The sequence below is a fragment of the Paraburkholderia domus genome, from assembly GCF_905220705.1.
Classification (GTDB): domain Bacteria; phylum Pseudomonadota; class Gammaproteobacteria; order Burkholderiales; family Burkholderiaceae; genus Paraburkholderia; species Paraburkholderia domus.
Genome location: NZ_CAJNAT010000013.1, coordinates 50,185 through 76,166 on the forward strand (window position 1 = coordinate 50,185; position 25,982 = coordinate 76,166).

Consider the following 25,982-nt stretch of genomic DNA (forward strand, 5'->3'; position numbering starts at 1 on the left):
CGGCGAGCGCCGGCGAATCGAGGAGCGAAGATGAGCACGGACAGCAATAGCGAGGCCCCTGACGCCCCTGAGGCCACCCCGGCGAGCCGAGGGCCGGCCCCCATGCCGGCACTCCCCAAAGACAGCCTGATTCTGCTTCCTGTCCGCAATACCGTGCTGTTTCCGGGCATGGTGTTGCCGCTGACGGCGGGGCATGGGCAGACCAAAGAGGATGTGCAGGCTGCCGTTATGCGTCAGCAACCCTTGGGCATCGTGCTGCAACGCGATCCACAGGTGCAGGATCCGTCCTTTGATGGCCTCAATACCATTGGCACTGTGGCCAACGTGCTGCGCTATGTCACCAGTGCGGACGACGGCGCGCATCACCTGATATGCCAGGGTGTAGAGCGCTTTCGCCTGATTGCGCCGGTGGCAGGCCTCGGGTTCCGTGCCGCCCAGGTGGAGCTGCTGCCCGAACCCATGTACAGTGACTCGGCCATCGACGCGCGCGTGCTGGTTCTGAAGCAGCGCGCGGGGGAAATGATCGGGCTGCTGCCCAATGCGGGGGGCGAACTGATCCGGGCATTGGACGCGATCGAGCCACCCGGGCTGCTCGCCGACACCGTGGCCGGCCTGCTCGACATCCCGCCGGCGCGCAAGCAGGAGATCCTGGAAACACTCGATCTCTGCAAGCGACTCGACAAGGTGCTCGACGCCGTCGCCGGACGAATCGAAGTCCTTCGCCTGTCGCAAGAAATCGGTGAGCAAACTCGCGGCCGGATCGACCAGCGTCAACGCGAAGTGATGCTGCGCGAGCAGCTCAGGACCATCCAGCAAGAGCTCGGCGAGAACGTCGAAAGCCGGGAGGAAGCCCGCAAGCTGGCTGAAGCGATTGACACTGCCCACATGCCGCCGGATGTCGAGGCTCATGCTCGCAAGGAACTTGCCCGACTGGAGCGGATGCCGGAGGCGTCCTCCGAATTCGCCATCAGCGTGAGCTATCTCGAATGGCTGACCGAATTGCCGTGGGCACTTCCAGTGGAAGCGCCCATCGACATCGCCCGGGCGCGGGAGATCCTCGATGAGGCGCATTTTGGTCTGGACAAGGTCAAGCGCCGCATCCTCGAATATCTGGGTGTCAGAAAGCTTAATCCGGGTGGCAAGGCGCCTATTCTTTGCTTTCTCGGCCCACCTGGGGTGGGCAAGACATCGCTGGGCCAGAGCATTGCCCGAGCGCTGGAGCGGCCGTTTGTGCGCGTCAGCCTGGGTGGCGTCCATGACGAAGCCGAAATCCGCGGCCATCGGCGTACCTATATCGGCGCGATGCCGGGCAACATCGTGCAAGCCATTCGCAAAGCGGGGGCGCGCAATTGTGTCATGTTGCTGGACGAACTCGACAAGCTCGGGCACGGCGTGCATGGTGACCCGGCCGCGGCGATGCTTGAGGTTCTGGATCCCGAGCAGAACGCCTCCTTCCGGGACAACTACCTGGGGGTGCCGTTCGACCTGTCCGCTGTTGTGTTCCTTGCCACTGCCAACCAGCCCGATGGCATTCCCGGGCCTCTGATGGACCGTATGGAGGTCCTGAATCTACCGGGATACACCGAAGCCGAGAAGTTTCAGATCGCCCGGCGCTTCCTGGTTCCACGCCAGTTGGAGGCGTGCGGGCTGACGCCCGAACAATGCGAGCTGAGCGACGAGGCGCTGCGGTCCATCATTCGCGACTACACGCGGGAAGCCGGTGTGCGCAGCCTGGAGCGGCAGATCGGCGCGGTATTCCGGTATGTCGCGTTGCGCGTGGCGGAGGATCCTGCGACGCATGAACGCATCGAACCCGATTGCCTGCCGTCGATATTGGGGCATCACCGCTTCGAGAGCGAGGTGGCCATGCGCACCAGTTTGCCGGGCGTGGTGACCGGACTGGCATGGACACCGGTTGGCGGCGAACTGCTCTTCATCGAGGCCAGCAGCACGCCGGGCGGGGGCAGGCTGGTGCTGACCGGCCAGTTGGGCGACGTGATGAAGGAAAGCGTCCAGGCCGCGCTGACATTGGTCAAGTCGCGCTGCGAGGCGCTGAATATCGATTGTTCGAGTTTCGAAAAGCGCGACATTCATGTCCATGTGCCGGCCGGCGCGGTTCCAAAGGACGGCCCCAGTGCCGGAGTGGCCATGTTCATTGCCATCGCATCGCTGCTGATGGGGCAAGCCGTGCGCAGCGATTGCGCCGTGACGGGCGAGATCAGCCTGCGGGGCGTTGTTCTGCCCGTCGGCGGCATCAAGGAGAAGGTTCTTGCCGCGTTGCGCGCCGGTATCAGGACGGTACTGCTGCCTGCGCGCAATGCGCCGGATCTCGAGGACCTCCCCGCCGATGCGCGCAGCCAGTTGCGCTTTGTGCTGCTGGAGACTGTGGATGACGCACTGCGCGAGATAATCGAGACCAAAACGCCGAAGCCTCGCAGCGCCGCAGACTGAAGCGGCCCTGCCGGAACGCGGCATAGACCGCTCGCGTCCGTCAGCCGGGTTCGCCGTTGCCGGAGGGGCTACTTACCTGATTGGCTCGGCGGTATCGCCGGCGAGCAGCAATTGCGGACGTTGCGAAAATGACCATCCGCCAAGCGTGCGATCGAGTATCCAGACCATGTCGAACCGGTTCTCCGGCCACGTCGCGGGAACCGCGGGCGCGCCGGGCACGTGCCCGATGAGCGGCGGCAGCACTTTGTGCTCCCATGCGATCAGCACGACGCCGGATTGGGTCAGCACGTCCGCCATGAGCGCGGGTCCGTCGTCCTTCAGGTGCGCCGTGATGTAGTTCACCTGCGATGTTGCTTGCAGCAGCGCAACGAGCGGCGTAACGGTTTGCATCGACCGCTTGCTCTTGCTGGCTGGACCATTCCCCGCCGCGAACACGGTGGCCGGCGTGAGTCGCGCGGAATGCCTCTCGTCAATCGGACAGAAGAATCGCGCCAACGCGCCGGCACGCTGCCAGCCGCGAACCGCGAGGCTTTCGTCGTCTGCCTTACCGTCTGCTTCGATGCCGTTACCCTCGTTGGCGTCGGGCTTCTCCGCGTGGCGGATAAACATGATTCGATCGGGTGCCATGTTGCCTCCGTGGTGGTGTTGAACAACTGAGTACCACTCTATAACGGAATTCATCGAGCATAGGACTTGATGCCGCAGTGGTTGAGGGCGCGAATTCCGCCAATGGCACGTTACCGCGCTTCGATTTTATGCAGTACGGTCAAATGATTTGCGGCGTGATATGAGGGCCGCAGATTTGCGTGGAGCCCTGAAGGAGGATGAGCATGGACAACATTGACCAGGCCAAGGCTGCTGAACTTCAACGTGAGTCAGCTAACGCGTATGCACTAGCTAGGAATGCATATGAATCGGCAAAGACAGAGGCAGATCTGGATTCGGCGGCCATCAAGCAACAAGCTGCTGCTCGTGCATATCGAAGTGCCGTAAGCGCCCGCGAAGCCGTGCTTGGGATCTGGCCGGCCCTATACACGAGACGCGTATGGTCCGGCGATCCTTCGACTGCGCAAGAGGTCGCGAGGCGGCTGCGTCAGGTGGGATTGGATGCGCACGAAGCTATGCAAAAATCTGCATCTATTACGATCCGAACTTACAAGCCGACAGAGCCTCTACCGTGGTAGTTTGGCCATCCTGGCCAGTGGCGCGGTCGTCCGGAACAAACGAAACGTTTTTTGTTTCATTAACGAGTGTGAAAATGACAAACGGCGTAGGTGGTAGTGATCAGGAAACGGCATTGGCGCGACTCTTGCCGTATGCGAGTGAGGTTGAGGAAATCAGCGCAGCCGAGCATCTGGCGCGGATAAGTCAATTGCAGAGGAACATGACGGACGCTGGCGTCGATGCGGTTTACGTCAATGCAGGGACTAATCTGCTTTATTTCACTGGAATAGAATGGCATCCCAGTGAAAGACTGCTTGGCGCCATCATCCCTGCGAAGGGGAGTTTGATATACATTGCCCCGTGGTTCGAGGAGCGGACGTTGCGTGATCGGATGAAGGTTGAAGCTGACGTCATGTGCTGGCACGAAGACGAAAGTGCGTATGCGGCATTTTACAAAGCCTTGCTTGCAATCGGCATACCGTCAGTTCACGGAAGGCACACGAAAATTGCACTATGCGGAACCGCGTCCGCGTCGGTCTATTTTGGATTGAAGGAACGATCGGAAAATTACGAATTGATCTGCGCCGATGCGCTGATTGGGTCCTTGAGAAAGAACAAATCGCGCACCGAGATTGCAATCATGCAGGCCGCCAAAGACATGACTTTGCAGGTTCACCGGGCGGCGGCAAGCATTTTGCGCGAAGGCATCAGCACCGTGGAAGTTCGCGACTTCATAGACCAGGCACATCGAAAAGTTGGCGCGGCAGGATCGTATTTCTGCATCGTTTTGTTTGGGGAGGCCACATCCTATCCACATGGGGTCAAAGAGCCGCAGATTCTAAAACGCAATGACGTGGTCCTGATCGACACGGGCTGCAAGTACAAGAATTATGTTTCGGATATCACGCGCACTTACGTTTTCGGTGAGGCAAACGATCGGCAGCGGTTTGTGTGGGACGCGGAAAAGGCAGCACAAGCAGCGGCTTTTGATGCTGCGCGCCTGGGTGTGCCGTGTGCAGAGGTCGATCGCGCGGCGAGACGTTGCCTGGAAACCTACGGATTCGGTCCTGGCTATCAGTTGCCGGGTCTGCCGCATCGGACTGGCCACGGCATCGGCCTCGACTTGCATGAAGCACCGTATCTGGTGGGGAACGACGAAACGCCGCTGGAAGTCGGGATGTGTTTTAGCAATGAACCCATGATCTGCATTCCCGGCGAGTTTGGCGTGAGGCACGAAGATCACTTCTACATGACCGAAGACGGGCCGAGGTGGTTTACTCAGCCCGCGCATTCCATCGACGATCCTTTCCACGTCGCATAGTTTTTACGACGAACGCTTTGCCGCTACCGCTCATGCACCGCCGGGTTCGACTCGGGTTGAGGTCTTGTGCGTCGGCACGCTCACCTGGGGCGCAGGAACATCCGCAATCCCGAGGGCTTTGCGCGTTCCTGGGCGACTGGCTCAAGTTGCCGGCATTCAACGTGAATGCCGCGCGCGGGAGCGTCGCGCACGAATTCATCGATCAGTTCGCGCACGTCGGGGTCGATGAAATCCGCGCGGCTGCCATCCACGACCACCGTGGCGTGATCGGGAACCGACTTCAAATGATCTTTCAGACCGACCTTGGCGAGAAACGACACGTCTTTGCGGAACGACAGCAGGAAGTGATCGTCGTGCCGAGCCATCGTGATCGGCCGCTGCATGTGCGCATGAACGGCAAGAGCGACGCTGCAGACGATGCCCAGGACGATGCCGATCAGCAAGTCAGTCAGCAGCACGCCTGCAATCGTCACGATAAACGGGGCGAAACGCGCGAATCCTTGCTTTGCGACTGCGGCGAACATCGACGGTTTGGCGAGTTTCACTCCTGTAAAGATCAGGATGGCGGCCAGGCAGGCAAGCGGTATGAGGTTGATCACAGCGGTCAATGCGAAAACGCTCACGAGCAGCAGCACGCCGTGCACGACCGCCGACCAGCGGCTCTGCGCACCTGCGTGAAGGTTGGCTGAACTGCGCACAATCACGGAGGTGATGGGCAGCGCGCCGATCGCACCCGCCACCATGTTGCCGATACCCTGTGCCTTCAGTTCGCGATCCGGTTGTGCGACGCGTTTCTTTGGATCGATCTGTTCCACGGCCTCGAGGCTGAGCAGCGTTTCCAGGCTCGCGACAATGGCGATGGTCACCGCGAGGCGCCAGACGTCCGGGTTCATCAAGTGCGTCAATTCGGGCCAGCCGAACGCTTTGTCCAGCGCGTCAAACGAAGCCAGCGAAGGCAACGACACGCGGTGTTCAGCCGGTGGCGCGAGACCGGGTGCGGTGAAGTCCAGCAGCAACGTGACGCCGATGCCGAGCACGACAACCGCAAGTGGCGCGGGCACGAAGCGCACCAGCGCGAAGCGGCGCATGGCTTTGGTTTCCCAGCTCGCGAGGATCGCAATCGACAGGATCGCGACCGCGCATGCGGCCAGCGACATGGCGCCGAACGGCGTGTCGATCGTACCGGCGGCGGCGCTCGTGCCCCCATTGGCGAAGCCCGCCGCGAGCGGCACCTGCTTGATGATCAACAGCAGGCCGATTGCCGCCAGCATGCCCTTGATGACCGACGAAGGCACGTACGCGGCGAAGCGACCGGCCTTGAGCATGCCGAAGCCGAACTGTATGGCGCCCGCGAGCAGTACCGCCATCAGGAAAGAGGGAAAGCTGCCGAGCTTCGCGATGCCGTCGACGACGATCACCACCAGCCCGGCGGCAGGACCGCTGACGCTGAGATGTGAGCCGCTCAGCAGAGCCACGACGAGCCCACCGATAATGCCAGAAAGAAGGCCGGCGAACGGCTCGACGCCGGATGCGTTGGCGATGCCGAGACACAACGGCAATGCAACGAGAAAGACGACGGTGCCGGCAAACATGTCGCGCGGAAACGATGCAAACTGTTCGCGTAGAGTCATATGCTTTGGATTCCAGACGTTTCTTTAAAGAGGCGAAAGGGTCTTGCTTAACCGGTGCTTAGAACAGCGCGGGTCAGCGGGCCATCGTCTCCGCGGTGTGCAGATACTCGCGTACCGGAACCGCGCGGCGGGTCGATTCGTTGTGCCGCGAATGAAGGTCGCCTGCCATCAACACTTTGATGCGGCCATCGTGCAGCCCGAAAATCCAGCCGTGCACTGAGGGCGAATGCGCAGCGTCGCGAACAATCGATGTCGCACGGATTGCCCGAACCTGTGCCATCACATTCAGCTCCGCGAGGCGGTTGACCTGCTCATCGCCGGAGCGGCACTGGTCCAGTTCCGCGCTGTGCGCGCCAGCGAGCGCGCATAGCGGCGCAATACGTCTTGCGACATGCGGCAGATCGGACGGGATGGGTAGCAACGCCGCCTTGACACCGCCACATCCGTAGTGCCCGCAGACGATGATGTCGTGCACCTTCAGGACCTGAACCGCGTACTCGAGCACGCTCATGACGTTGTCGTCGGTACTCGAAAAGAGGTTCGCGATGTTGCGATGAACGAACAGATCGCCGGGGGCGCAATTCGTGACGATCTCCGCAGGGACACGACTGTCCGAACAGCCAAGCCAGAGTGCTTTGGGACTCTGGCCGACCGCGAGGCCGTCGAAGAATCTCGGGTCGCTCTGTGCCGATTCGGCTGCCCACGCAATGTTTTCCAGCAGCATGCGCTTTGTTCGGTTCATGGGGTGCTCCAGTAGAGGGTTTGGTCGTTTCTGCGGAACTGCGCTGTCAGATCGATGTCTGTTGCAGAGGGCGTTGCTTACGTTTTGCTTTCTTTGTTCTGCGTGCCGGCAGGACGACAGGCTTGATCTGAGACGATGCATCCGCTACCGAAGAAGCGTGCATCGAAACTTCAGTGACCTAATCTAGCGATGCGCCAGTGCGAGTACATGACCGTCAAATGATAAATGCGTCATTCGCGGACGCGCGGCGCAATGAGTTTTAATGGAAAGAGTTGAGATGAGAATTCTGATTGTTGAAGACGAGGCGAAAACGGGGGTGTATCTGCAAAAGGGCCTCAATGAAGCGGGTTTCGTTACCGACTGGGTGCGCAACGCCGGATGAACACGGCAAGCTGGGCTGCTCATGCGGCCGTGGTCGCCGTGCTGATGATCCTGCATTTATGAACCCGCATAGATGTTGCAGAAACTGACTGGCCCCACGCAGTGCGGGTTGCCGTGCGGCATCGGAAGCCCGTGAGGCGCAATTGACGATTGCTGCGATCCGTCAGGCACGCCGCCGTAGCTACTCTGCGAGGGTTGTGCCTTGACCTTGTGTTCAAAGCCTGGATGAATCGCTGGATAGGACGTATCTGTGATGTAGCCGAGCCCATTGGCCTGCGCTTCGATGAGTTGCTGCTTCACTTCAGCACGTGTCAGACCTTGAGCTTGAACCGCCGGGGAAAGGAGTAGCGCCGAGGTGAGGATTAGCGTGGTGATCGATTTCATGGTTGACTCCGATTGACTGAGGAATAGGCATGCATCTGCCCGATGCACTTCCCGATTGAACGATGGGGCGCTTGCACGCAGGGTGCTGCGAGGCGCAAACGAGCTGTCTTGCTGATTACTCGTAGTGGCGCTCGAACGCGGCAAAACGCGCCTTATTGCGTTCGACCGTGCGTTGGCTCGGCGGATAATCCGTGTCGTTCGTGGGGATGAGACCATCCCTCTGCGCCTGAAGGAGTTCCTGGCGGACTTCAGCGCGCGTCTTGCCGTGGGACCTGGGATTGACGTTCGGTGCCGCACCCGACGAAGCGATCGTGTGCAGGGTACCTGCGTGCCCTTGGGGTTGCTGGATGGGCTGGTGCTGTGAAGATGTTCCCGCCACGTCCGCATAAGCCAACGGAGCAAGGAAGGCCGTGAGCAGGCCAGCACCAAGCACGTTTCGAACTTTCATTTGAGCCTCCTTTAAGGTCGGTGTCGTGGTTGACTCCGAGTGACTTCAGTTTGGCTCGCAGATGAATCTCCAACGTGATCCAACAATGATGTTTTTGTCACAAAGGTGACATGTAGCTTTTCGTGTTCCCTCGCGCGATGCAGACATTCTCGAGCGGCCGCACAATGGGCATGTACGTCCGCGAACCTGTCACCTCGAATCGATACGCGTGATTTCCCCAAGTCAGATTGGATGCACGACGAGAAGCGCCTCAGCGCTTCTCATACTCACATCGCACTCACCATGGCAGTGAGTAGGTCTTCGTATTGGTAAAGCTCTTCATGGCTTCCTGCACACCTTCCTTGTAGCCAAGTCCCGAGTCCTTCACGCCGCCGAACGGTGTGAGTTCGAGCCGATACCCCGGCACTTCACGCACATTCACGCTGCCCACTTCCAGTTCGGTGATAAACCGCGTGATGTAGTCGAGGCGGTTTGTACAGACCGACGATGACAACGCGTAGTCCGTGCAGTTCGACATGCGAATCGCTTCGTCGATGTTGGCAAAGCGCATGATCGGCGACACCGGTCCGAACGTCTCGTACTTGACGAGCGGCGTGTCGGGCGTGACGCGGTCGACAACCGTCGGCGAGTAGAGCGCGCCGTCGCGGACGTTGCCCACAAGCAGACGGGCGCCGCGTGACAAGGCGTCGTTGACCTGGCGTTCGCAGAACTGCGCGGCCGCTTCGTCGATGACCGTTCCCATATCGACTGAACCATCCGCCGGATTGCCGTATTGCCAGGCGAGTGTCTTTTCCACGACGAGATCGGTGAAGCGGTCGGCGACCGACTCGTGTACGAGCATGCGCTTGATGGCGGTGCAGCGCTGGCCCGAGTTCTTATATGAGCCCGACACGGCGAGCGAACTGGCTTCGTCGAGATCGGCGTCCTCCATCACGATGATCGGGTCGTTGCCGCCTAGTTCGAGCACGGCGCGGCGGTAGCCCATCCGCGAGGCGATCGATTTGCCGATCGAAACGCCGCCGGTGAACGTGATGAGATCGATGGCGGGGTTCGTGATCAGCTCGTCGGCGATCACGCTCGGGTCGCCCGTTAACACCTGAAGCATCTGCACCGGCAAGCCCGCTTCATGAAGAATGTCCGCAAGCAGATAGCATGACAGCGGCACTTTCTCCGACGGTTTCACGACGATGCGATTGTTCGTGGCAATCGACGGCACGATCTTGTGCGCGACCTGATTCATCGGATGGTTGAACGGCGTAATCGCGGAGATCACGCCCAGCAGCGGATCGCGTTGCGTGTAGACGCGCCGTTTCTTTCCGTGAGGCGTGAGGTCACACGAGAAAATCTGGCCATCGTCTTTCAGTACTTCGCCTGCGCCGAACACCAGCACGTCCGCGACGCGGCCCGCTTCGTAGATCGAATCCTTCTTGCACAAGCCGGCTTCCGCCGTGATGAGGGCGGCGATTTCTTCGGTGCGTGCCCGCACGGCATCGGCTGCGCGACGCAGGATCGCGGCGCGCTCATAGCGGGTCAGCGCCGGACGATACGCACGCGCGAATTCGAACGCGCGGCGCACGTCCTCGAGCGTCGCTTTCGGCACCGTGCCGACGAGCGAGCCATCGTAAGGGTTGCGCACTTCGATCACTTCGTCGCGAAAGATCTTTTCGCCGCCGATGCGCAGCGCTTCATGACGCACCTGCCATTGAGCCTTCATTTCAGCAACAGCATTCATTTCTGATCCCCGGTCATTGAAGATGGTTGAGCGCGATATCGATGATGTCGAAGTTGCGCAGCCGTGCCCGCTCGCCGACCGACTTCGCGACGGGCTGGTTGAACAGGAGCGGCACGATCTGTTCAGCAAGACCACCATGTGAGCGCAGTGGCACGTCGAGGCCGGACAGATCGTGCTTGATGCGTCGCGTGCCGAGCACCACGTCTTGCGTTGAAATCACGATGAGGTCGCCCATGCGCGCAGGCGGAAGTTCGAAGCGCGCGCAGCCTTCAGCGCCCGTCAGCACCAGTTCGATGCCGGGCTCCGCTGCGAGCCGGCGGCGCATCGCTTCGAGGTCCGCTGAAGCGGGAAGATAGACCGTCGCGAACGATCCGAGCGCCCCGTGATGCACGACGTAGGGGTCCGTGATCGGCAGGATCACGCGGGCAGCGTCCTCGCCGAGCCACTCGTCGAAGCGCTCCTGCAGATAGATCACGTTGGGCTCGCCGTCGTCGTTGTGCTTCGCATTCATCCCGTGATCGGCGGTGACCGCGACGATCGCACCCAGCTCGTCGAGCCGCTGCAGATAGCCGTCCATCATCTGATAGAACGCGTTCGCGCCGGGGGTGCCGGGGGCGCACTTGTGCTGCACGTAGTCGGTGGTCGACAGGTACATCAGGTCGATGTCGCGAGTTTCGAGCAGGCGCACGCCGGCCGCGAACACGAACTCGGACAGCTCCGCGCTATAGACGCTCGGCACCGGCTGGCCGACCAGCTCGATCAGGTTGTCGATACCGTTCTCCTCGAGCGTCGCTTCGTCGGCTTTCTCCGCCGAGAAGCAGATGCCCTTCAGACCTTTGCCAAGCAGCCGGCGTAGTTTGTCTTTTGCCGTGACCACTGCAACGTTCGCCCCCTGTTCGGCGAAACCGGCGAGCACGGTAGGGGCGACCAGGTACTTCGGATCGTTCATCAGCACTTCGGTGCCGCTGTCGCGATCGAAAAAGTAGTTGCCGCTGATGCCATGCACAGCGGGCGGCACGCCCGTCACGATCGACAGATTGTTCGGGTTCGTGAAGCTCGGCACGACGCAGTCGCCCTTGAGCGAAGTGCCGGGACGCAGCAGCTTGCCAATAAAGGGCGCAACCCCTGCGGCGGCCGCCATCTCCAGATATTCATACGCGCAGCCATCCACGCAGACCACGACAACGGGTCTGCGCATCCAGTTGTAGCTGCGGCCGTTCACTTCAATGGAAACCGGTGTTTCGCTCATGACATGTCCTCTGGGCTAGGGTGAATCGGGTGATGGCAATGTGGCGTTGTGTGGCAAAGTGAGGCAATACTTGACATTAAAATTGATGCTTTGTAGATTGTCAACAACAGACAACAAATCACACGTTGTCGAAGGCAGTCGTCAGCGGTTGCTTAAGAAGGTCGCAACACGCAGTGGTCCCGTAGCACCGGTCGTTTTCGTCGCTGGCCGCGACGCCACTTTCTCAAGGGGTCTGGAAATGAAGGAACAGTCGGGGTTTCAAGGTTGCAAAGGTCGTCTGAACAGGGCGCTGCGTTGTCTGGTGGCCGCCACCGTCGCGCTCGGCGCCGTCCAGGTCGCTTACGCGAAGACGCAGTTGCTCGTCTATACGGCGCTCGAAGACGAAGCGATGAAGCCGTACAAGGACGCGTTCGAAAACGCCAATCCGGATATCGAAATCCGCTGGGTGCGCGATTCGACTGGTGCGGTCACCGCCAAGCTGCTCGCTGAAAAGAACAATCCGCGTGCCGACGTGGTGCTCGGGCTCGCGGCATCGAGCCTGACGCTGCTCGATCTGCAGGGCATGCTGATGCCCTATTCGCCGAAAGGCTTCGACAGTCTGACGCGCAAGTACAGCGACGCGAACACGCCACCGCACTGGGTCGGCATGGACGTGTGGGGCGCGACGGTCTGCTACAACCGCGTCGAAGCAGAGAAGCGCCATCTGCCTAAGCCGACTTCATGGGAAGACCTGACCAAGCCGGTCTACAAGGGCATGATCGTGATGCCGAGTCCGGTGTCGTCCGGCACCGGCTACCTCGATGTCACGTCATGGCTGCAAACCTTCGGCAAGGACAAGGGCTGGCAGTACATGGACGCGCTGGACAAGAACGTCGCGCAATACGTGCACTCGGGCTCGAAGCCCTGCACGCTGGCGGGCACCGGCGAATTTCCGATCGGTATCTCGTTCGAATTCCGCGGACACGAGTTGCAGGCGCAAGGCGCCCCCATCGACCTGATCTTCCCGAAAGAAGGGCTGGGCTGGGACATGGAAGCGACCGGCATCATGAAGACCACCAAGCAGCCGGAAGCTGCCAAAAAACTCGCGGACTTTATGGCCAGCAAGGAGGCCAATGAAATCACCGCGCAATGGTGGGCGATTGTTGCGTACCCCGGCGTCGCGAAGAAACTGTCGGGCATCCCCGACAACTATTCGGAACTGCTCGTGAAGAACGATTTCACATGGTCGGCCAAGAACCGCGACGCAATTCTCGAAGACTGGCAAAAGCGCTACGGCAACAAGGAGCAAAAGTAAGGCCGGGTTCAGCCAGGTCTTGACGAGCGCCGGGGCGCGCGCTGCGTGCCCCCGAACGATGCGGTGACGCCGCGCACGGCAGTGCGTCGCCGCCGCGCAGACATGCAAGCGGAAGCGGAGGAGCAGATGACAGCGTATTTGAGCGTAGAGCGGGTCTATAAGCGGTTCAACGACACGCCGGTCCTGGAGGACATCAATCTTGGCGTGAAGAAGGGCGAGATGCTCTGCTTCCTCGGCCCGTCGGGCTGTGGCAAGACCACTTTGCTGCGCATCATTGCCGGACTGGAAACCCAGAGCGCCGGCCAGATCACGCAGGACGGCCGCGATATTTCGCGGCTGCCGCCTCAGCTTCGCGATTACGGCATCGTGTTTCAGTCCTACGCCCTGTTTCCGAATCTGACCATCTTCGACAACGTGGCCTATGGTCTTGTGAATCGCAAGATGAAGCGTGCAGCGATCGCCGATCGGGTGAACGAACTGCTCGCACTGGTTGGCTTGCCGGATGCGCAGAAGAAGCATCCGAACCAGTTGTCGGGAGGCCAGCAGCAGCGCATCGCGCTGGCGCGTGCGCTTGCCACTTCGCCGGGCCTGCTTTTGCTCGACGAGCCGCTCTCGGCGCTGGATGCGCGCGTGCGTGTGCGGTTGCGCCAGGAAATCCGCCAGTTGCAGCAGCGCCTTGGCGTGACCACGATCATGGTGACGCACGATCAGGAAGAAGCGCTGTCGATGGCCGACCGGATTGTGGTGATGAATCAGGGTGTGATCGAGCAGATCGGGACGCCACACGAAATCTATCGCGAGCCGGCCTCGCCGTTCGTTGCTGATTTCATTGGCAAGGTCAATCTGATTCCGGCGGAGGTGGCGCGCGACGGCAGTCTCAAGGCGGGTTCCATTGCGCTGCGCTATGGATGCGGATCGGAGCGTGCGGTGCTGGGCTCGAAAGTGTCGGCGTTCGTGCGTCCGGAAGACATTCACCTCAGCGCGCCGGGCAGCGAGGCGGACAACCTGCTGCCCGCCTCGGTCGAAAAGCTGGAATTCCTCGGCGCGTTCTGCCGGGTCAGCTTCAAGGTGGATGGGCTCGGCGAGCAGGAGATCGTCGCCGACCTGTCGTTTCATGAAATGCATCGGGCTCGCCTGCAGCCGGGGTCGCGCTTCAATCTGGCCATCAACCGCGAACACGTATGCGTCTTCTCCGCCGCGAAGGAGCGACTTCAATGAGCGCCGTCCTGATCGAGCGCCGCAGCGGCGCGGAAAGTCACGCCGAGGTGCGGCAGAAGAGCCATTGGCATGACCGGATCGCGCAGTTGGCTCTCGTGCTGATGTCCGCGTTTCTCGGCATGTTTCTGTTGTTGCCGCTGGCGTTGGTCATCGGCAAATGCTTCGTCGATGCGGATGGCCACTTCGTTGGACTCGCCAATTTCAGCGGCTATCTGGTGGATTCCGGCGTGTGGACCTCGACGCTGCATTCGGTCACGGTCGCCTGCCTGGTGACGGCGATCGTGATACCGATGGCGTTCACGTTCGCGTACGCGTTGACCCGCTCGTGTATGCCGATGAAGAACGCCGTCCGCACCGTCGCGCTGCTTCCGCTGCTCGCGCCGACGCTGCTGTCCGCGGTATCGTTCATTTACTGGTTCTGCAACTCGGGCCTCCTGAAACCGTTGCTTCACGGTCATTCGATCTATGGGCTGCCGGGCATTGTCTGCAGTCTGGTGTACGCCGCGTTTCCGCATGTATTGATGATTCTCGTGACGGCGTTGTCGCTGTCCGACGGGCGCTTATACGAAGCGGCCGAAGCGATGGGCACACGCCGTGCGCGCAAATTCTTCACGATCACGCTGCCGGGCGCGAAGTATGGTCTGATCAGCGCGACGATGGTGTCGTTCACGATCTGCATCAACGACTTCGGTGTACCGGTTGTGATCGGCGGACCTTATTCGGTGCTCTCCACGGATATCTATAAGCTGATCATCGGCTTGCAGGACTTCAATCGGAGTGCCGTGGTCAGCCTGCTGCTGCTCTGTCCGGCGCTCGTTGCGTTCGCCGTCGACTTCTTCATTCGCCGCAAGCAGCAATCGCAACTTGGCGCGCGTTCGACGCCCTACCAGCCGAAGCCGGCGCGTGGATTCGATATGGCGATGCTCGGGTACTGCGCAATCATCTGCATGCTGCTGCTGGCGGTGGTCGGTATTTCGGTGTTCGCTTCGTTCGTGAAGTTCTGGCCGTATCAGATGAGCCTCGGCTTGCAGCACTACAAGATGGGACTGATCGGCGCCGGGATTTTCGACGCATACAAGAACAGCCTGAAAATGGCGGCGTGCGTGGCGATCGGCGGCACCATCATCGTGTTCGGCGGCGCGTATCTTGTCGAGAAGACGCGCGGGCCGCGCTGGTTACGCGGCTTTATCAATCTGTGCGCGATCCTGCCGATGGGCGTGCCGGGTCTCGTGCTCGGCATCAGCTACATCTTTCTCTTCAACTCACCCGTCAACCCTTTGAACGGCCTCTACGGCACGCTCGCACTGCTCGCGATCGTTACGGTAGTGCACTACTACTCGTCAAGCCACCTGACCGCGGTCACCGCGCTTCGTCAGATCGACAACGAGTTCGAAGCGGTCTCGGCCTCGCTGAAAGTACCTTTCTACAAGACGTTTTTGCGCGTCACCGTGCCTGTTTGCCTGCCGTCGATTCTGCAGATCGCGCGTTATCTGTTCGTCAACGGCATGACGACGGTGTCAGCGGTCGCCTTTCTCTATTCACCCGACACACAGCCCGCCTCCGTCGCCATTCTCAATCTCGACGACGCTGGACAAATCGGACCGGCCGCCGCGATGGCCACGCTGGTGCTCGTGACGGCTGCGTTCGCCTGTGTGCTGTTTGCCTGCGTATCGCACGGCGTATTGCGCAGAACCCAGGCATGGCGCACGTCGCGCCGTGGCTGAAACGCGTCTTCATCAAGATCTTTAAGGAGCTACTGTGACTCTGCCCGCCCAGCCCATTCTGCTCACCCCCGGACCGCTCACGACCTCCGAGCGCACGCGTCAGGCGATGCTGCGCGACTGGGGATCGTGGGACGGTGACTTCAACCAGATCACCGCCCGTGTCCGCCAGCAGACGCTGCGCATCGTGCATGGAGAAGGCACGCACGAATGCGTGCCGTTGCAAGGCAGCGGCACGTTCTCGGTAGAAGCCGCGATCGGCACGCTGGTGCCGCGTGACGGACATGTACTGATACCGAACAACGGCGCGTATTGCCAACGTATCGCGAAGATTTGCCGGGCGCTCGGCCGTCGTCACCAGACCCTCGACTATCCCGAAGACACGCAGGTCAACGCGGCGGATGTCGATCGTGCGCTAGCGGCCGATCCGGGCATCACGCACGTCGCGCTCGTGCATTGCGAAACCGGTGCTGGGGTGCTCAATCCACTGCATGAAATTGCCATGGTCGTCGCGAAGCACGGCCGCAGTCTGATCATCGACGCAATGAGCTCATTTGGCGCAATTGACATCGACGCGCGCCAAACGCCATTCGACGCCGTTGTGGCTGCCTCCGGGAAATGTCTGGAAGGCGTACCCGGCATGGGCTTCGTGATCATTCGCCGCAGCACGCTGGAGCGATGCGAGGGCAACAGCCCGTCACTCGCCATGGATCTGTACGACCAGTGGGCCTACATGAACCGCACGACGCAGTGGCGCTTCACGCCACCCACCCACGTCGTCGCGGCACTCGATCAGGCGATCGCGCAATATGTGGAGGAGGGCGGTCTCGAAGCGCGTGGTGCGCGCTATGCAAACAATTGCCGGACGCTGATCGAAGGCATGGCCGCGCTCGGTTTTCGCACCTTTCTCGACCCGTCGATTCAGGCGCCGATCATCGTCACGTTCCATGCGCCTGACGACCCCAACTACGACTTCAAGACGTTCTATCAGGAAGTCAAAAAGCGCGGCTACATCCTGTATCCGGGCAAGCTGACCCAGCTGGAAACATTTCGCGTCGGCTGCATCGGCCACTTTGGCGAATCAGGCATCCCCGGTGCAGTCGCCGCGATCGCCGATACGTTAAAGGCAATGGGAATCACGCAGGTATCGGCGAAAGCCATAGCCTGAGCATGCCCACGCGCGAAGGCTTCTTTCCGTTGGAGCGGGAAGAAGTCTTTCTTTTCGCCGCGTGGGGTTAAACCGTTTTATCAATGTGAGCAATTCATGCGTCCGTTCTGGATTGAACAAGCACTCTTCGCCGATGGTTCACTGGCGCCCGCACTGCAAGGCGCGACGACGGCCGATGTCTGCATCGTCGGTGGTGGCTTCACCGGTTTGTGGACCGCCATCCAGGCAAAGCAGAAGAAACCCGAACTCGACATCGTGATCATCGAGAGCGACCTGTGCGGCGCGGGCGCAAGCGGCCGCAACGGTGGTTGCCTGCTGACCTGGTCGACGAAGTTCTTCACGCTGCGGCGTTTGTTCGGCGAGGCTGAAGCGATCCGGTTGGTGAAAGCGTCCGAAGCCGCTGTTGGGCGGATTCGCGACTTCTGCGTCGAGCACCATGTCGATGCCGAGCTTCGGCTCGACGGCACGCTCTACACCGCGACATCGCGCGCGCAAATCGGCCTGCTCGACCCGGTGATCGCCGCGCTGAGCGAGCATGGCATTAATTCATATCAACATCTCGCGCCGGACGAAGTGGCGAGCCGTTCCGGTTCGGCGCGCAATCTCGGCGGCGTGTATTCGCCGGTCGCGGCAACGGTTCATCCCGGCAAGCTCGTGCGTGGTTTGCGGCGTGTCGCGCTTGAAATGGGCATTCGTATTTACGAACGCACGCCGATGCTCGAGTTCACTTCAGGCGAGTGCGTGAGCGTGCGCACGCCGGCTGGCAGCGTCACGGCGCCCAAACTGGTGCTCGCGATCAATGCATGGATGGCGAGCCGCTTCCGGCAGTTCGAACGCGCGCTTGCAGTCGTCTCCAGCGACATGATCGTCACTGAGAAATGCCCAGAGTTGCTGCAACAAATCGGTTTGAAAGATGGCGTGTCGGTGCTCGACTCACGCATCTTCGTTTACTACTATCGCAGTACGGCGGACGGCCGGCTGATGCTCGGCAAGGGCGGCAATACCTTCGCCTGGCGCGGCCGGATTGCACCGGTGTTCGATCAACGCTCGCCGTATGAAGCCAATCTGACGCGCAGCCTGCACGATTTCTTTCCGGCGTTGCGCGACGTGCCGGTGACGGCGAGCTGGAACGGTCCGTCGGATCGGTCGGTGACGGGCTTTCCGTTTTTCGGCAGGCTCGACGACGCACCGAACGTGCTCTATGGATTTGGCTATTCCGGTAACGGTGTTGGGCCGACCTATATGGGCGGCCAGATCCTGTCTTCGCTATTGCTCGAACTCGACAACGAATGGACGCGCAGTCCTTTGACGAAGGGGCCATTGGGTTATTTCCCGCCCGAACCGATCCGGTTCGTGGGCTCGATTACCGTGCGTGACGCGATTCGGCGCAAGGAGCGTGCGGAAGACGAAGATAGGCAGCCCTGGCTGGTCGACCGATTGCTCAGCAAGCTCGCCAATGCTGCGGGGAAGTCGGATAAAGCCTAGCGTGATGGCGGCCCCGGAGCGCTGAGCGCGGGGCCGCGTGCGCAGCCGTCAGATTTTGTTTCAGTTACCGCCCGTATTGCTTGCGGACGCGGCCCAGTGTTCGTGGGCGCGCCGCATTCTCGCGAGGCCATGCGCGACATGTTCGCGCACGAGCGCGACGGCGCTCTCCGCATCGCCCTTGGCGAGTGCGTTGACGATTTTTTCGTGTTCCGCAACCGACGTTGCCAGTGCGCTTTTCTCCGACTCGATTGCGGCCTGTCGGAGTAAGCCGAGTTGGCGGACGAGATGCCGATAGGTTTCGATCAGGTGCTGGTTGCCGACACCCGTCACCATCGCATCGTGCAACTGGACGTTCAATGCCGTGTAGCGCGTGAGATCGTGATCCTTCTTGGCGGCTTTCATCGACGTGATGATGCCTTTGAGCGTTGCAAGCGTTTCGGGTGTCATCCGATTGGCGAGTGCGCGGACGACCGATTCGTCCAGCATCGCGCGGACTTCATAAATTTCTTCGGCCTCGCGCAGCGACAGTGCACGCACCGTGACACCGCGATTCTTCTCCGTTTTCAGCAAACCCGCTTGTTCCAACGCACGGAACGCCTCTCGCAGTGGCCCGCGAGACACATTCAACCGCGTCGAGACTTCGACTTCGTTCAATTTCTCTCCCGGGGCGAATTCCCCCGAGACGATGCTGCGCTCGAGCATTTCCTGCACTAGCGTCGCAAGGGAATGCCGCTGCAGCAGTTCGATGGCGCTAGACGTGGTTGACGTGGTCATGATCGGCGATTAGAACAAAGGATGGGATAAGAGACCGTCTGCTTCTTCGAACATAGCGCGGCTAGTTGTCTATTGTCAACAATCGTCAACACCCGGAGAAATCCATGTCCACTCTCACAGCCGATAACGGCATCGTCACGGTGCCTACGCAACGCACGGTCGAACACGCCGCCGACAAACTCGCATCGCTGATCGAAGCGAAAAACATTGTCTTGTTCGCCCGCATCGATTTCGCGGCGGATGCGCAACGCGCGGGGCTTGCGATGCAACCGTCGCAGTTGCTTGTGTTCGGCAATCCGCGGGCTGGGACGCCGCTGATGCAAGCCGTGCCGATGGCGGCACTCGATCTGCCGCTCAAGGTGCTGGTGTGGCAGGACGCCGACGGCGGGGTGTGGCTCTCGTATAACGCAACGAGCTATCTACAAGCTCGGCATGGCGCGCCTGCCGAGTTGATGAAATCTATCGACGGCATCGGCGCGCTCGTGCAGGCAGCGGCCGCCGACTGAGCCGATCGAGAGGTCAAGCGCCTGTCGGCGACCGTGCAGCGAGGCAATTCCCGCTTGCGGCGCTTGACCTGCCCATTCGCTGCGAGATTCTGCTATCCGATCTGCTCGGACGTGCATGTCGCGTTTCAAAGCGGTCACGCCCGTCGGATCGACTGCGTCATTCGGCGCCGCGAACGATGCGCAGATCGCGCTCGACGCCGTCGCCCAAGGCTTCAAGCGCCTTCTTGTAGGCATCGCTTTCGTATGCGGCAACGGCCTGCTCGTAGGTCGGAAACTCGATTACGACAGTCCGTTCCTTCAAGCCTTGCTCACGAACCTCGTCGGCTAACCCACGCACGACGAATTTGCCGCCGGCGGCTGTCACAGCCGGCAGCGCCAACTGTGCGTACGCTGCCAGCTTCGACGGATCCTTCGTCGCACGGTATGCGGTTACCCAATATCCCTTGCTCATGTGAATCTCCTTGTTTTGCGGCGGAAAGTGATGGTTGCGTTGCAAGCAACGACGACCGGATTATGTCACTTCGAGAAATCTCGCGTTCATTTCGCGAGCGTGCGCGTCGGTTTCCGCCTATTCCATCAAGGCGCGATCAGGTATCAGTCGCCGGTATCGGAACCGGTGCGAAGTCGATGGCGTGGGACATCAGGAATCACGGCGACCATGTGTCCTTCGTGCAAGGCGCGGACGGTCGCGGTAAAAGTCTGGCGGTCCACAGCGGGTCGGATTCGGTCGTGATCGATAGCGACCACATCTCGATCAAGGATGGTTCGGACAACGTTGTGATCGTCGGGCGGCATGGCTCGGGCATCGGCGCGATGATTTACGGATTTGCGATACTGGTCGCCGGCACCGTCGGCTTGTGGCTGTGTTTGTGGTTGACGCGCATCACATGGCGCGGCTTGGTCCGCTACGTTCAGCGGCAACTCGATCTGATTACGGCTCGGCTCGACGAAGGGCAATCCGCCTGAACCACGGCGCAGGCTGACTGACGTCTCTATCCTCATGCGATGAAAAGGAAGCGGTCGTGAACATGCACTATTCAGGCGGTACGGCAGTCCAGGCACACCCGCAACATGCTTCCGGGCTGCGCTATCCAGACAGTCGTTTTGTCGGCGCGCAAAGCGTTCGCGGTTGGCTCGCGGAAGGGTTTCGTATCGCGCGTGCGAATCCGGTGCTGTGGCTCGTGGCGATCCTCGGTTGTGCGGATTTCGTGACGCCGCTGGTCTGTGCACTGATCGTTCTGTCGATGTACGGCAGCTATCGCGACATATTCATGGAGCGATAAGCGGCAGGCTGTTTCGGCGCAAAGCCAGCCAGTAGGACCTTCCCGCACGATACCCCCGGGTCAACCCGAATTGCCACGTGCACGCCTCACGCCTATCTTTCTACATCATACGTATGACATAGAGAGAAAATCGTGGCGACTTTGCACAGGCAGGTCCTGAATCAGATGGGCGAGCAGATTTGTTCAGGCAAATTCATGCCCGGCGACATTCTGCCCGCCGAGCCGGTGCTTGCCGAGCAGATGCAGGTGAGCCGCATCACCATCCGCGAGACGATGAAGTCGCTCTCCGCGAAGGGCATGCTGCAGGTGCGCCGCCGCTACGGCACAGTTGTGCTGCCGCGTGCGCAGTGGCAATTGTTCGACCCGGACGTGATCATGTGGCGCGCGCGGGCGGGCGCCGCCGAGCCAGGCCTCATCGAAGATCTGATGGAGCTGCGCCTGATCATCGAGCCGAACGCGGCCAGGCTCGCCGCGAAACGCGCGACTGATGAAGACCGCATCGCGGTCCGGCGCGCTTTCAAGGCAATGGAGCGCGCGGTCGCCGGCCACGCCGAGTACGTTCCCGCCGACCTCGCGTTTCACGGCGCGATCCTTACCGCCTGCCATAACCAGTTTGTCCAGCAGATGCAGAACGCGCTGTCGGCGATCCTGCGCACCAGTTTCGAACTCAGCTCTGAAATCGCAGGCGGGCCGGCCCGTTCGTTGCCGATGCACGAGGCACTGTGCGTCGCGATAGAGAAGGGCGACCCCGAGGCGGCTGAAGAGGCGGTGCTGACGCTCATCAAGCGCGCCGAGCAGGACTTCGAGGACCGCGCCGCGCTGAACCGGACCGCTAACGACCAACCTGCTTAGTAATTGCCGTAACCCATTTCATCGCGACCGTCGTCAGGATCGCGAGGGGCGCACTCGCGCCTCGTTTCTGAACATCGAGAGGATAAACGCATGACACAGCTATTCGATCTGAGCGGACGCACGGCGCTCGTTACCGGTTCGGCGCGCGGCATCGGCTTCGCGCTTGCCGAAGGACTGGCCGCCGCCGGCGCGAATGTCATTCTGAACGGCACGCGCGCCGACACGGTCGCCGAAGCGGCCGCCCGTCTGCGCGACAAGGGTTTCAACGCGCAAGGCCGCGCCTTCGATGTGACCGACGAGAGCGCTGTAGTCGAAGCATTCACGCAATGGGACAAGGACGGCGTGCAAGTCGATATCGTAATCAACAACGCCGGCATCCAGTTTCGCAAGCCACTCGTCGAACTCGAACTCAGCGACTGGCAGCGCGTGATCGACACCAATCTGACGAGCGCCTTCATCGTCGCGAAGCAGGCCGCACGCCGCATGATCGCGCGCGGCACGGGCGGCAAGATCATCAACATCGGCTCGCTCACGAGCGAAGCCGGACGCGCAACAGTCGGCGCCTATACGGCGGCGAAGGGCGGCATCAAGATGCTGACCCGCGCCATGAGCGCCGAGTGGGCGGCCTCGAACATTCAGGCGAACGCGATCGGGCCGGGCTACATCCTGACCGACATGAACAAGCCGCTAATCGAGAACGCCGCTTTCGACGCATGGGTCAAGAGCAGCAATCCTTCGCAACGCTGGGGCAAGCCGGAAGAACTCGTCGGCACGGCGGTGTATCTGGCTTCGCCGGCGTCGAGCTATGTGAACGGCCAGATCATCTACGTCGACGGCGGCTGGCTGGCCGTTCTTTAAATGCAGGTCCGCGCGAGTAGAGCAAAACAAACCGCCACTCGCGCCAGATAGTTCGTATGCCGTACAGATCCGGAGACATCATGGAAAGCGTCAAACCCGTGGCAACCCAAAGATGGTGGTATCTGATGCCCATCATCTTCATCACGTATAGCCTCGCTTATCTCGACCGCGCGAACTACGGCTTCGCCGCCGCGGCGGGAATCGACAGGGATCTCGGTATCTCGCACGGGACTTCGTCGCTGATCGGCTCGTTGTTCTTTCTGGGTTACTGCCTGTTTCAGGTGCCCGGTGCGATCTACGCCCAACGCAACAGCGTGAAGAAGCTGATTTTCTTCAGCCTGATTCTATGGGGATTGTGCGCGGCGGCGACCGGCATGGTCAGCAATATTCCGATGCTGATGGTGCTGCGCTTCGTGCTCGGCGTGGTGGAGGCCGCCGTGATGCCGTCGATGCTGATGTATATCAGCCGCTGGTTCACGCGCAGCGAACGCTCGCGCGCTAATACGTTCCTGATTCTCGGCAACCCGGTCACGGTGCTGTGGATGTCGGTGGTGTCCGGTTATCTGGTGCATAGCTTCGGCTGGCGCGAGATGTTCATTCTCGAAGGCATGCCCGCGCTCGCATGGGCGGTGGTCTGGTGGTTCACCGTGAAGGATCGCCCGGCCGACGCGCCCTGGATGAGCGACGCTGAAAAGACCGAACTCGAAGCGCGTCTGACGGCCGAGCAGGCCCACATCGCGCCGGTACGCAATTACAAGGCGGCGTTCTGTTCGTCGATCGTGGTCAAGTTCTGCTCGATTCACGCGTTATGGAGCATCGGCGTGTATGGTTTCATCATGTGGCTGCCGTCAATTCTCAAGGGCGCTTCGACGATCGATATCGTTTCGGTAGGCTGGCTCGCGGCCGTTCCGTATCTCGCTGCGATCATCCTGATGCTGCTCGCGTCGTGGCTCTCGGACAGGACGCGCAATCGCAAGTTGTTCGTGTGGCCGCTGCTGCTCGTCGGGACCATTGCGTTCGTCGCTTCTTATCTGGTCGGCGGCTCGCATTTCTGGATCTCGTTCGCGCTGTTGGTGGTTGCGGGCGCAACGATGTACGCGCCGTATGGCCCGTTCTTTGCGCTGGTGCCGGAACTGATTCCGAGCAACGTGCTGGGTGGCGCGATCGGGCTCATCAACGCGTGCGGTGCCTTGGGTGCGTTCGCCGGATCGTGGGTGGTAGGTTATCTGAACGGCGCGACTGGCAGCCCGGCGGCTTCATACATCTTCATGGCGACCGGCCTGCTGGCCTCGGTGATCCTGATGATGACCGTGCCCGCGAATGCTGACGAGCATGCCAAGCGTAGCGCTGCTCTCTCGTTGCATCGCACGTAACGCACGGGGATAGGCCCGCATCACTGCGGGTTTCCCGACCCGTTGGCATCACGTTTTGACGAGGCAAGGTTCTACCCGGCTTCGTTTGATTGATTCGATTTTGGCAGACAGAACATGGCAACGCTGATTACCGATGTAAAGGTCATCCTGACCGCGCCGGAAGGCATCAACCTGATCGTCGTGAAGATCGAGACCAACCAGGCTGGTTTATATGGTCTCGGATGCGCGACGTTCGCCTATCGGCACGTGGCGGTGAAGTGCCTTATCGAGGAATATTTGCGGCCGCTGCTGATCGGCCGTGACGCCGAGGCGATCGAGGAACTGTGGCAATTGATGCATCAGAACGCGTACTGGCGTAATGGGCCGATCGAGAACAACGCGATTTCAGGTGTGGATATGGCGCTGTGGGACATCAAGGGCAAGATGGCGAACATGCCGCTCTATCAGTTGTTTGGCGGCAAGTGCCGCGAAGGCGTGCCGATTTATCGCCATGCGGACGGCCGCGATCTGAACGAGTTGTGCGAGAACATTCAGAAGTATCGCGAGCAGGGCGTCACGCACATTCGCTGCCAAAGCGGCGGGTATGGCGGGGGTGGCTTCGGCAAGGCGCCCGCGAGCGCGCCCGAAGGCGCTGCGGATGGCGTGTATCTGGACAGCAGGAAGTACATGCGGGAGACACTCAAACTGTTCGACGGCATTCGCAGCAAGATCGGTTTCGACGTCGCGTTGTGCCATGACGTGCATGAACGCCTGAAGCCGGTGGAAGCGATCCGCTTTGCGTGCGAACTGGAACAGTACGAACTGTTCTTTCTCGAAGACGCGATTGCGCTCGAGGAGGGCGAATGGATGCGTCAGCTACGCGCCAAAACAACCACGCCGTTGGCACAGGGCGAACTGTTCAACAACCCGTACGAATGGCGGTTTCTGATCACCGAGCGCCTGATCGACTTCATCCGCGTTCATCTCAGCCAGATCGGCGGCATCACCGCGGGCCGCAAGTTGCAGATATTTGCCGAGCAGTTCGGAGTGAGGACCGCATGGCACGGCCCGGGCGATATGTCGCCGCTGGCGCATGCAGCGAACATTCATATCGATCTCGCCGCGCGCAATTTCGGCGTGCAGGAATGGTCGGGAACCGAGCCGCCGAATTTCGTGATTCAGGAACTCAAGGGGCCGCGAGAAGCCCTGCTGGATGTGTTCCCCGGCTTGCCCGAGTTCAGGAACGGCTACGTTTATGCCAACGACAAACCGGGCCTCGGCGTCGATCTTGATGAAACCGAGGCCGCGAAGTATCCGTGCGAAAACACCGTGACGACGTGGACGCAAACGCGCCTGAAGGACGGCACGCTGCAGACGCCATGATGGAATAGCGCTAGCCCGCCATATGCACCTGGAGCAAGGACGGCAGGCTCGCGCTGAGCTCGGACATACCGAGCAGCAACAATGCACCACATAGCAATAGAAGCAGCGGGTTGATTCGAGTGCTGAGCAGCGTCCCGACTGAAACGAGGGCAATCGCCTGGGCAGGAAGCCCGCCGTCGAGCGACTTCAGTAGAACCCATCCGGCAGCGAGAATCATCCCGGAAGCAACCGGCCGCAGCCCACGCTCGAGCGCCAGTTGCCACGCCGCGCCCTGATAACGTGTCCAGATGTGGGTCACACCGTAGATCAGAATGCCGGTCGGCAGGAGCAATGCCAGCGTGGCCACCACAGCGCCCCAGAACCCGGCAATCTGCCAGCCGATCAAGGTGGCCAGCAGCGAGCCCGGGCCAGGCGCCATGCGCGAGATCGCAAAGTCGACCCCGAACTGGGCATGCGTCATCCATCCATGCACGTCGACAACCTGCCGTTGGATATCGGCGATGATGGCCTGGCCACCGCCTATCGTCACCAGTGACAGGGGTGCGAAAACGGCAGTGAGCTGCAGAAGAACACGATTCGACATGG

At 60.8% G+C, this 25,982-nt stretch carries 24 protein-coding genes and 1 pseudogene; 15 read left to right on the plus strand and 10 right to left on the minus strand.

The window, feature by feature from the left end; genetic code table 11:
- The first annotated feature begins 30 nt into the window (after positions 1 to 30).
- Positions 31 to 2,451 carry an endopeptidase La gene (gene lon, locus KHO31_RS21695; protein WP_211624133.1) on the plus strand — a complete coding sequence of 807 codons (2,421 nt, stop codon included), beginning with the start codon at positions 31 to 33 and terminating at the stop codon, positions 2,449 to 2,451.
- A gap of 72 nt (positions 2,452 to 2,523) precedes the next feature.
- Here the strand turns inward: lon and KHO31_RS21700 are convergent, their stop codons facing one another.
- The gene (locus tag KHO31_RS21700) at positions 2,524 to 3,078 is read right to left on the minus strand and encodes a histidine phosphatase family protein (RefSeq protein ID WP_211624134.1); all 555 of its coding nucleotides are present in this window, start codon (positions 3,076 to 3,078) and stop codon (positions 2,524 to 2,526) included.
- A gap of 631 nt (positions 3,079 to 3,709) precedes the next feature.
- Here KHO31_RS21700 and KHO31_RS21705 point away from each other — a divergent pair.
- Positions 3,710 to 4,936 (plus strand): M24 family metallopeptidase, encoded by a 1,227-nt coding sequence (locus KHO31_RS21705; protein ID WP_211624135.1) that lies wholly within the window; start codon positions 3,710 to 3,712, stop codon positions 4,934 to 4,936.
- A gap of 80 nt (positions 4,937 to 5,016) precedes the next feature.
- Here KHO31_RS21705 and KHO31_RS21710 read toward each other — a convergent pair whose 3' ends face one another.
- Positions 5,017 to 6,567, minus strand: coding sequence for a SulP family inorganic anion transporter (locus KHO31_RS21710; protein ID WP_211624137.1), 1,551 nt, complete (start codon positions 6,565 to 6,567; stop codon positions 5,017 to 5,019).
- 73 nt (positions 6,568 to 6,640) lie between these two features.
- A complete protein-coding gene (locus KHO31_RS21715; protein WP_201073819.1) occupies positions 6,641 to 7,309 on the minus strand; it encodes a carbonic anhydrase in 669 nt (222 codons plus the stop codon).
- Positions 7,310 to 7,586: 277 nt separating this feature from the next.
- On the opposite strand from KHO31_RS21715, the pseudogene KHO31_RS21720 reads away from it, so the two are divergent.
- Positions 7,587 to 7,682, plus strand: a pseudogene (locus tag KHO31_RS21720) (DNA-binding response regulator); the annotation flags it as partial.
- A gap of 65 nt (positions 7,683 to 7,747) precedes the next feature.
- On the opposite strand, the gene KHO31_RS21725 reads toward KHO31_RS21720, so the two are convergent.
- The 4 genes from KHO31_RS21725 to phnA form a co-directional block, all read right to left on the minus strand.
- Positions 7,748 to 8,074, minus strand: coding sequence for a DUF4148 domain-containing protein (locus KHO31_RS21725; protein ID WP_211624139.1), 327 nt, complete (start codon positions 8,072 to 8,074; stop codon positions 7,748 to 7,750).
- Positions 8,075 to 8,189: 115 nt separating this feature from the next.
- Positions 8,190 to 8,522: a DUF4148 domain-containing protein gene (locus KHO31_RS21730; RefSeq protein ID WP_201073815.1), complete on the minus strand. Its 333-nt coding sequence runs from the start codon at positions 8,520 to 8,522 to the stop codon at positions 8,190 to 8,192.
- Between the two features lie 277 nt (positions 8,523 to 8,799).
- Positions 8,800 to 10,254: a phosphonoacetaldehyde dehydrogenase gene (gene phnY / locus KHO31_RS21735; RefSeq protein ID WP_211624141.1), complete on the minus strand. Its 1,455-nt coding sequence runs from the start codon at positions 10,252 to 10,254 to the stop codon at positions 8,800 to 8,802.
- A 13-nt stretch (positions 10,255 to 10,267) separates the two neighbouring features.
- The gene (gene phnA / locus KHO31_RS21740) at positions 10,268 to 11,503 is read right to left on the minus strand and encodes a phosphonoacetate hydrolase (RefSeq protein ID WP_201073811.1); all 1,236 of its coding nucleotides are present in this window, start codon (positions 11,501 to 11,503) and stop codon (positions 10,268 to 10,270) included.
- Between the two features lie 238 nt (positions 11,504 to 11,741).
- Here phnA and KHO31_RS21745 point away from each other — a divergent pair, with 238 nt between their 5' ends.
- The 5 genes from KHO31_RS21745 (at position 11,742) to KHO31_RS21765 (ending at position 18,389) form a co-directional block, all read left to right on the plus strand.
- Entirely contained in the window at positions 11,742 to 12,797 is a 1,056-nt protein-coding gene (locus KHO31_RS21745) for a putative 2-aminoethylphosphonate ABC transporter substrate-binding protein (protein WP_201073809.1), read from the plus strand.
- A 126-nt stretch (positions 12,798 to 12,923) separates the two neighbouring features.
- A complete protein-coding gene (locus KHO31_RS21750; protein ID WP_201073807.1) occupies positions 12,924 to 14,015 on the plus strand; it encodes a putative 2-aminoethylphosphonate ABC transporter ATP-binding protein in 1,092 nt (363 codons plus the stop codon).
- Positions 14,012 to 15,739 carry a putative 2-aminoethylphosphonate ABC transporter permease subunit gene (locus KHO31_RS21755; RefSeq protein WP_211624143.1) on the plus strand — a complete coding sequence of 576 codons (1,728 nt, stop codon included), beginning with the start codon at positions 14,012 to 14,014 and terminating at the stop codon, positions 15,737 to 15,739. The genes KHO31_RS21750 and KHO31_RS21755 overlap by 4 nt, the downstream gene beginning before the upstream one ends.
- A gap of 34 nt (positions 15,740 to 15,773) precedes the next feature.
- Positions 15,774 to 16,904, plus strand: a complete 1,131-nt coding sequence (locus KHO31_RS21760; RefSeq protein WP_201139064.1) for a 2-aminoethylphosphonate--pyruvate transaminase — start codon at positions 15,774 to 15,776, stop codon at positions 16,902 to 16,904.
- Between the two features lie 96 nt (positions 16,905 to 17,000).
- On the plus strand, positions 17,001 to 18,389 hold the full coding sequence (locus KHO31_RS21765; RefSeq protein ID WP_211624144.1) for an FAD-dependent oxidoreductase: 1,389 nt from the start codon (positions 17,001 to 17,003) through the stop codon (positions 18,387 to 18,389).
- Between the two features lie 60 nt (positions 18,390 to 18,449).
- Here KHO31_RS21765 and KHO31_RS21770 read toward each other — a convergent pair whose 3' ends face one another.
- Positions 18,450 to 19,163 (minus strand): phosphonate utilization associated transcriptional regulator, encoded by a 714-nt coding sequence (locus KHO31_RS21770; RefSeq protein WP_201073803.1) that lies wholly within the window; start codon positions 19,161 to 19,163, stop codon positions 18,450 to 18,452.
- 104 nt (positions 19,164 to 19,267) lie between these two features.
- On the opposite strand from KHO31_RS21770, the gene KHO31_RS21775 reads away from it, so the two are divergent.
- Entirely contained in the window at positions 19,268 to 19,669 is a 402-nt protein-coding gene (locus tag KHO31_RS21775; protein ID WP_201073800.1) for a DUF302 domain-containing protein, read from the plus strand.
- A gap of 157 nt (positions 19,670 to 19,826) precedes the next feature.
- On the opposite strand, the gene KHO31_RS21780 is transcribed toward KHO31_RS21775, so the two are convergent.
- Entirely contained in the window at positions 19,827 to 20,120 is a 294-nt protein-coding gene (locus KHO31_RS21780; protein WP_201073798.1) for a DUF1330 domain-containing protein, read from the minus strand.
- Positions 20,121 to 20,182: 62 nt separating this feature from the next.
- On the opposite strand from KHO31_RS21780, the gene KHO31_RS21785 reads away from it, so the two are divergent.
- From KHO31_RS21785 to KHO31_RS21810, 6 genes are all read left to right on the plus strand, one after another.
- Positions 20,183 to 20,635 carry a hypothetical protein gene (locus KHO31_RS21785; protein WP_211624146.1) on the plus strand — a complete coding sequence of 151 codons (453 nt, stop codon included), beginning with the start codon at positions 20,183 to 20,185 and terminating at the stop codon, positions 20,633 to 20,635.
- Positions 20,636 to 20,691: 56 nt separating this feature from the next.
- Entirely contained in the window at positions 20,692 to 20,952 is a 261-nt protein-coding gene (locus tag KHO31_RS21790) for a hypothetical protein (protein WP_201073794.1), read from the plus strand.
- Positions 20,953 to 21,084: 132 nt separating this feature from the next.
- A complete protein-coding gene (locus tag KHO31_RS21795; protein ID WP_201073792.1) occupies positions 21,085 to 21,804 on the plus strand; it encodes a FadR/GntR family transcriptional regulator in 720 nt (239 codons plus the stop codon).
- A gap of 90 nt (positions 21,805 to 21,894) precedes the next feature.
- Entirely contained in the window at positions 21,895 to 22,662 is a 768-nt protein-coding gene (locus KHO31_RS21800; protein WP_201073790.1) for an SDR family oxidoreductase, read from the plus strand.
- A gap of 80 nt (positions 22,663 to 22,742) precedes the next feature.
- Entirely contained in the window at positions 22,743 to 24,035 is a 1,293-nt protein-coding gene (locus KHO31_RS21805; RefSeq protein WP_211624148.1) for an MFS transporter, read from the plus strand.
- Positions 24,036 to 24,149: 114 nt separating this feature from the next.
- Positions 24,150 to 25,397 (plus strand): enolase C-terminal domain-like protein, encoded by a 1,248-nt coding sequence (locus KHO31_RS21810; RefSeq protein ID WP_201073787.1) that lies wholly within the window; start codon positions 24,150 to 24,152, stop codon positions 25,395 to 25,397.
- Positions 25,398 to 25,407: 10 nt separating this feature from the next.
- Here KHO31_RS21810 and KHO31_RS21815 read toward each other — a convergent pair whose 3' ends face one another.
- Positions 25,408 to 25,980, minus strand: coding sequence for a chromate transporter (locus KHO31_RS21815; protein ID WP_201073786.1), 573 nt, complete (start codon positions 25,978 to 25,980; stop codon positions 25,408 to 25,410).
- Positions 25,981 to 25,982: the final 2 nt, after the last annotated feature.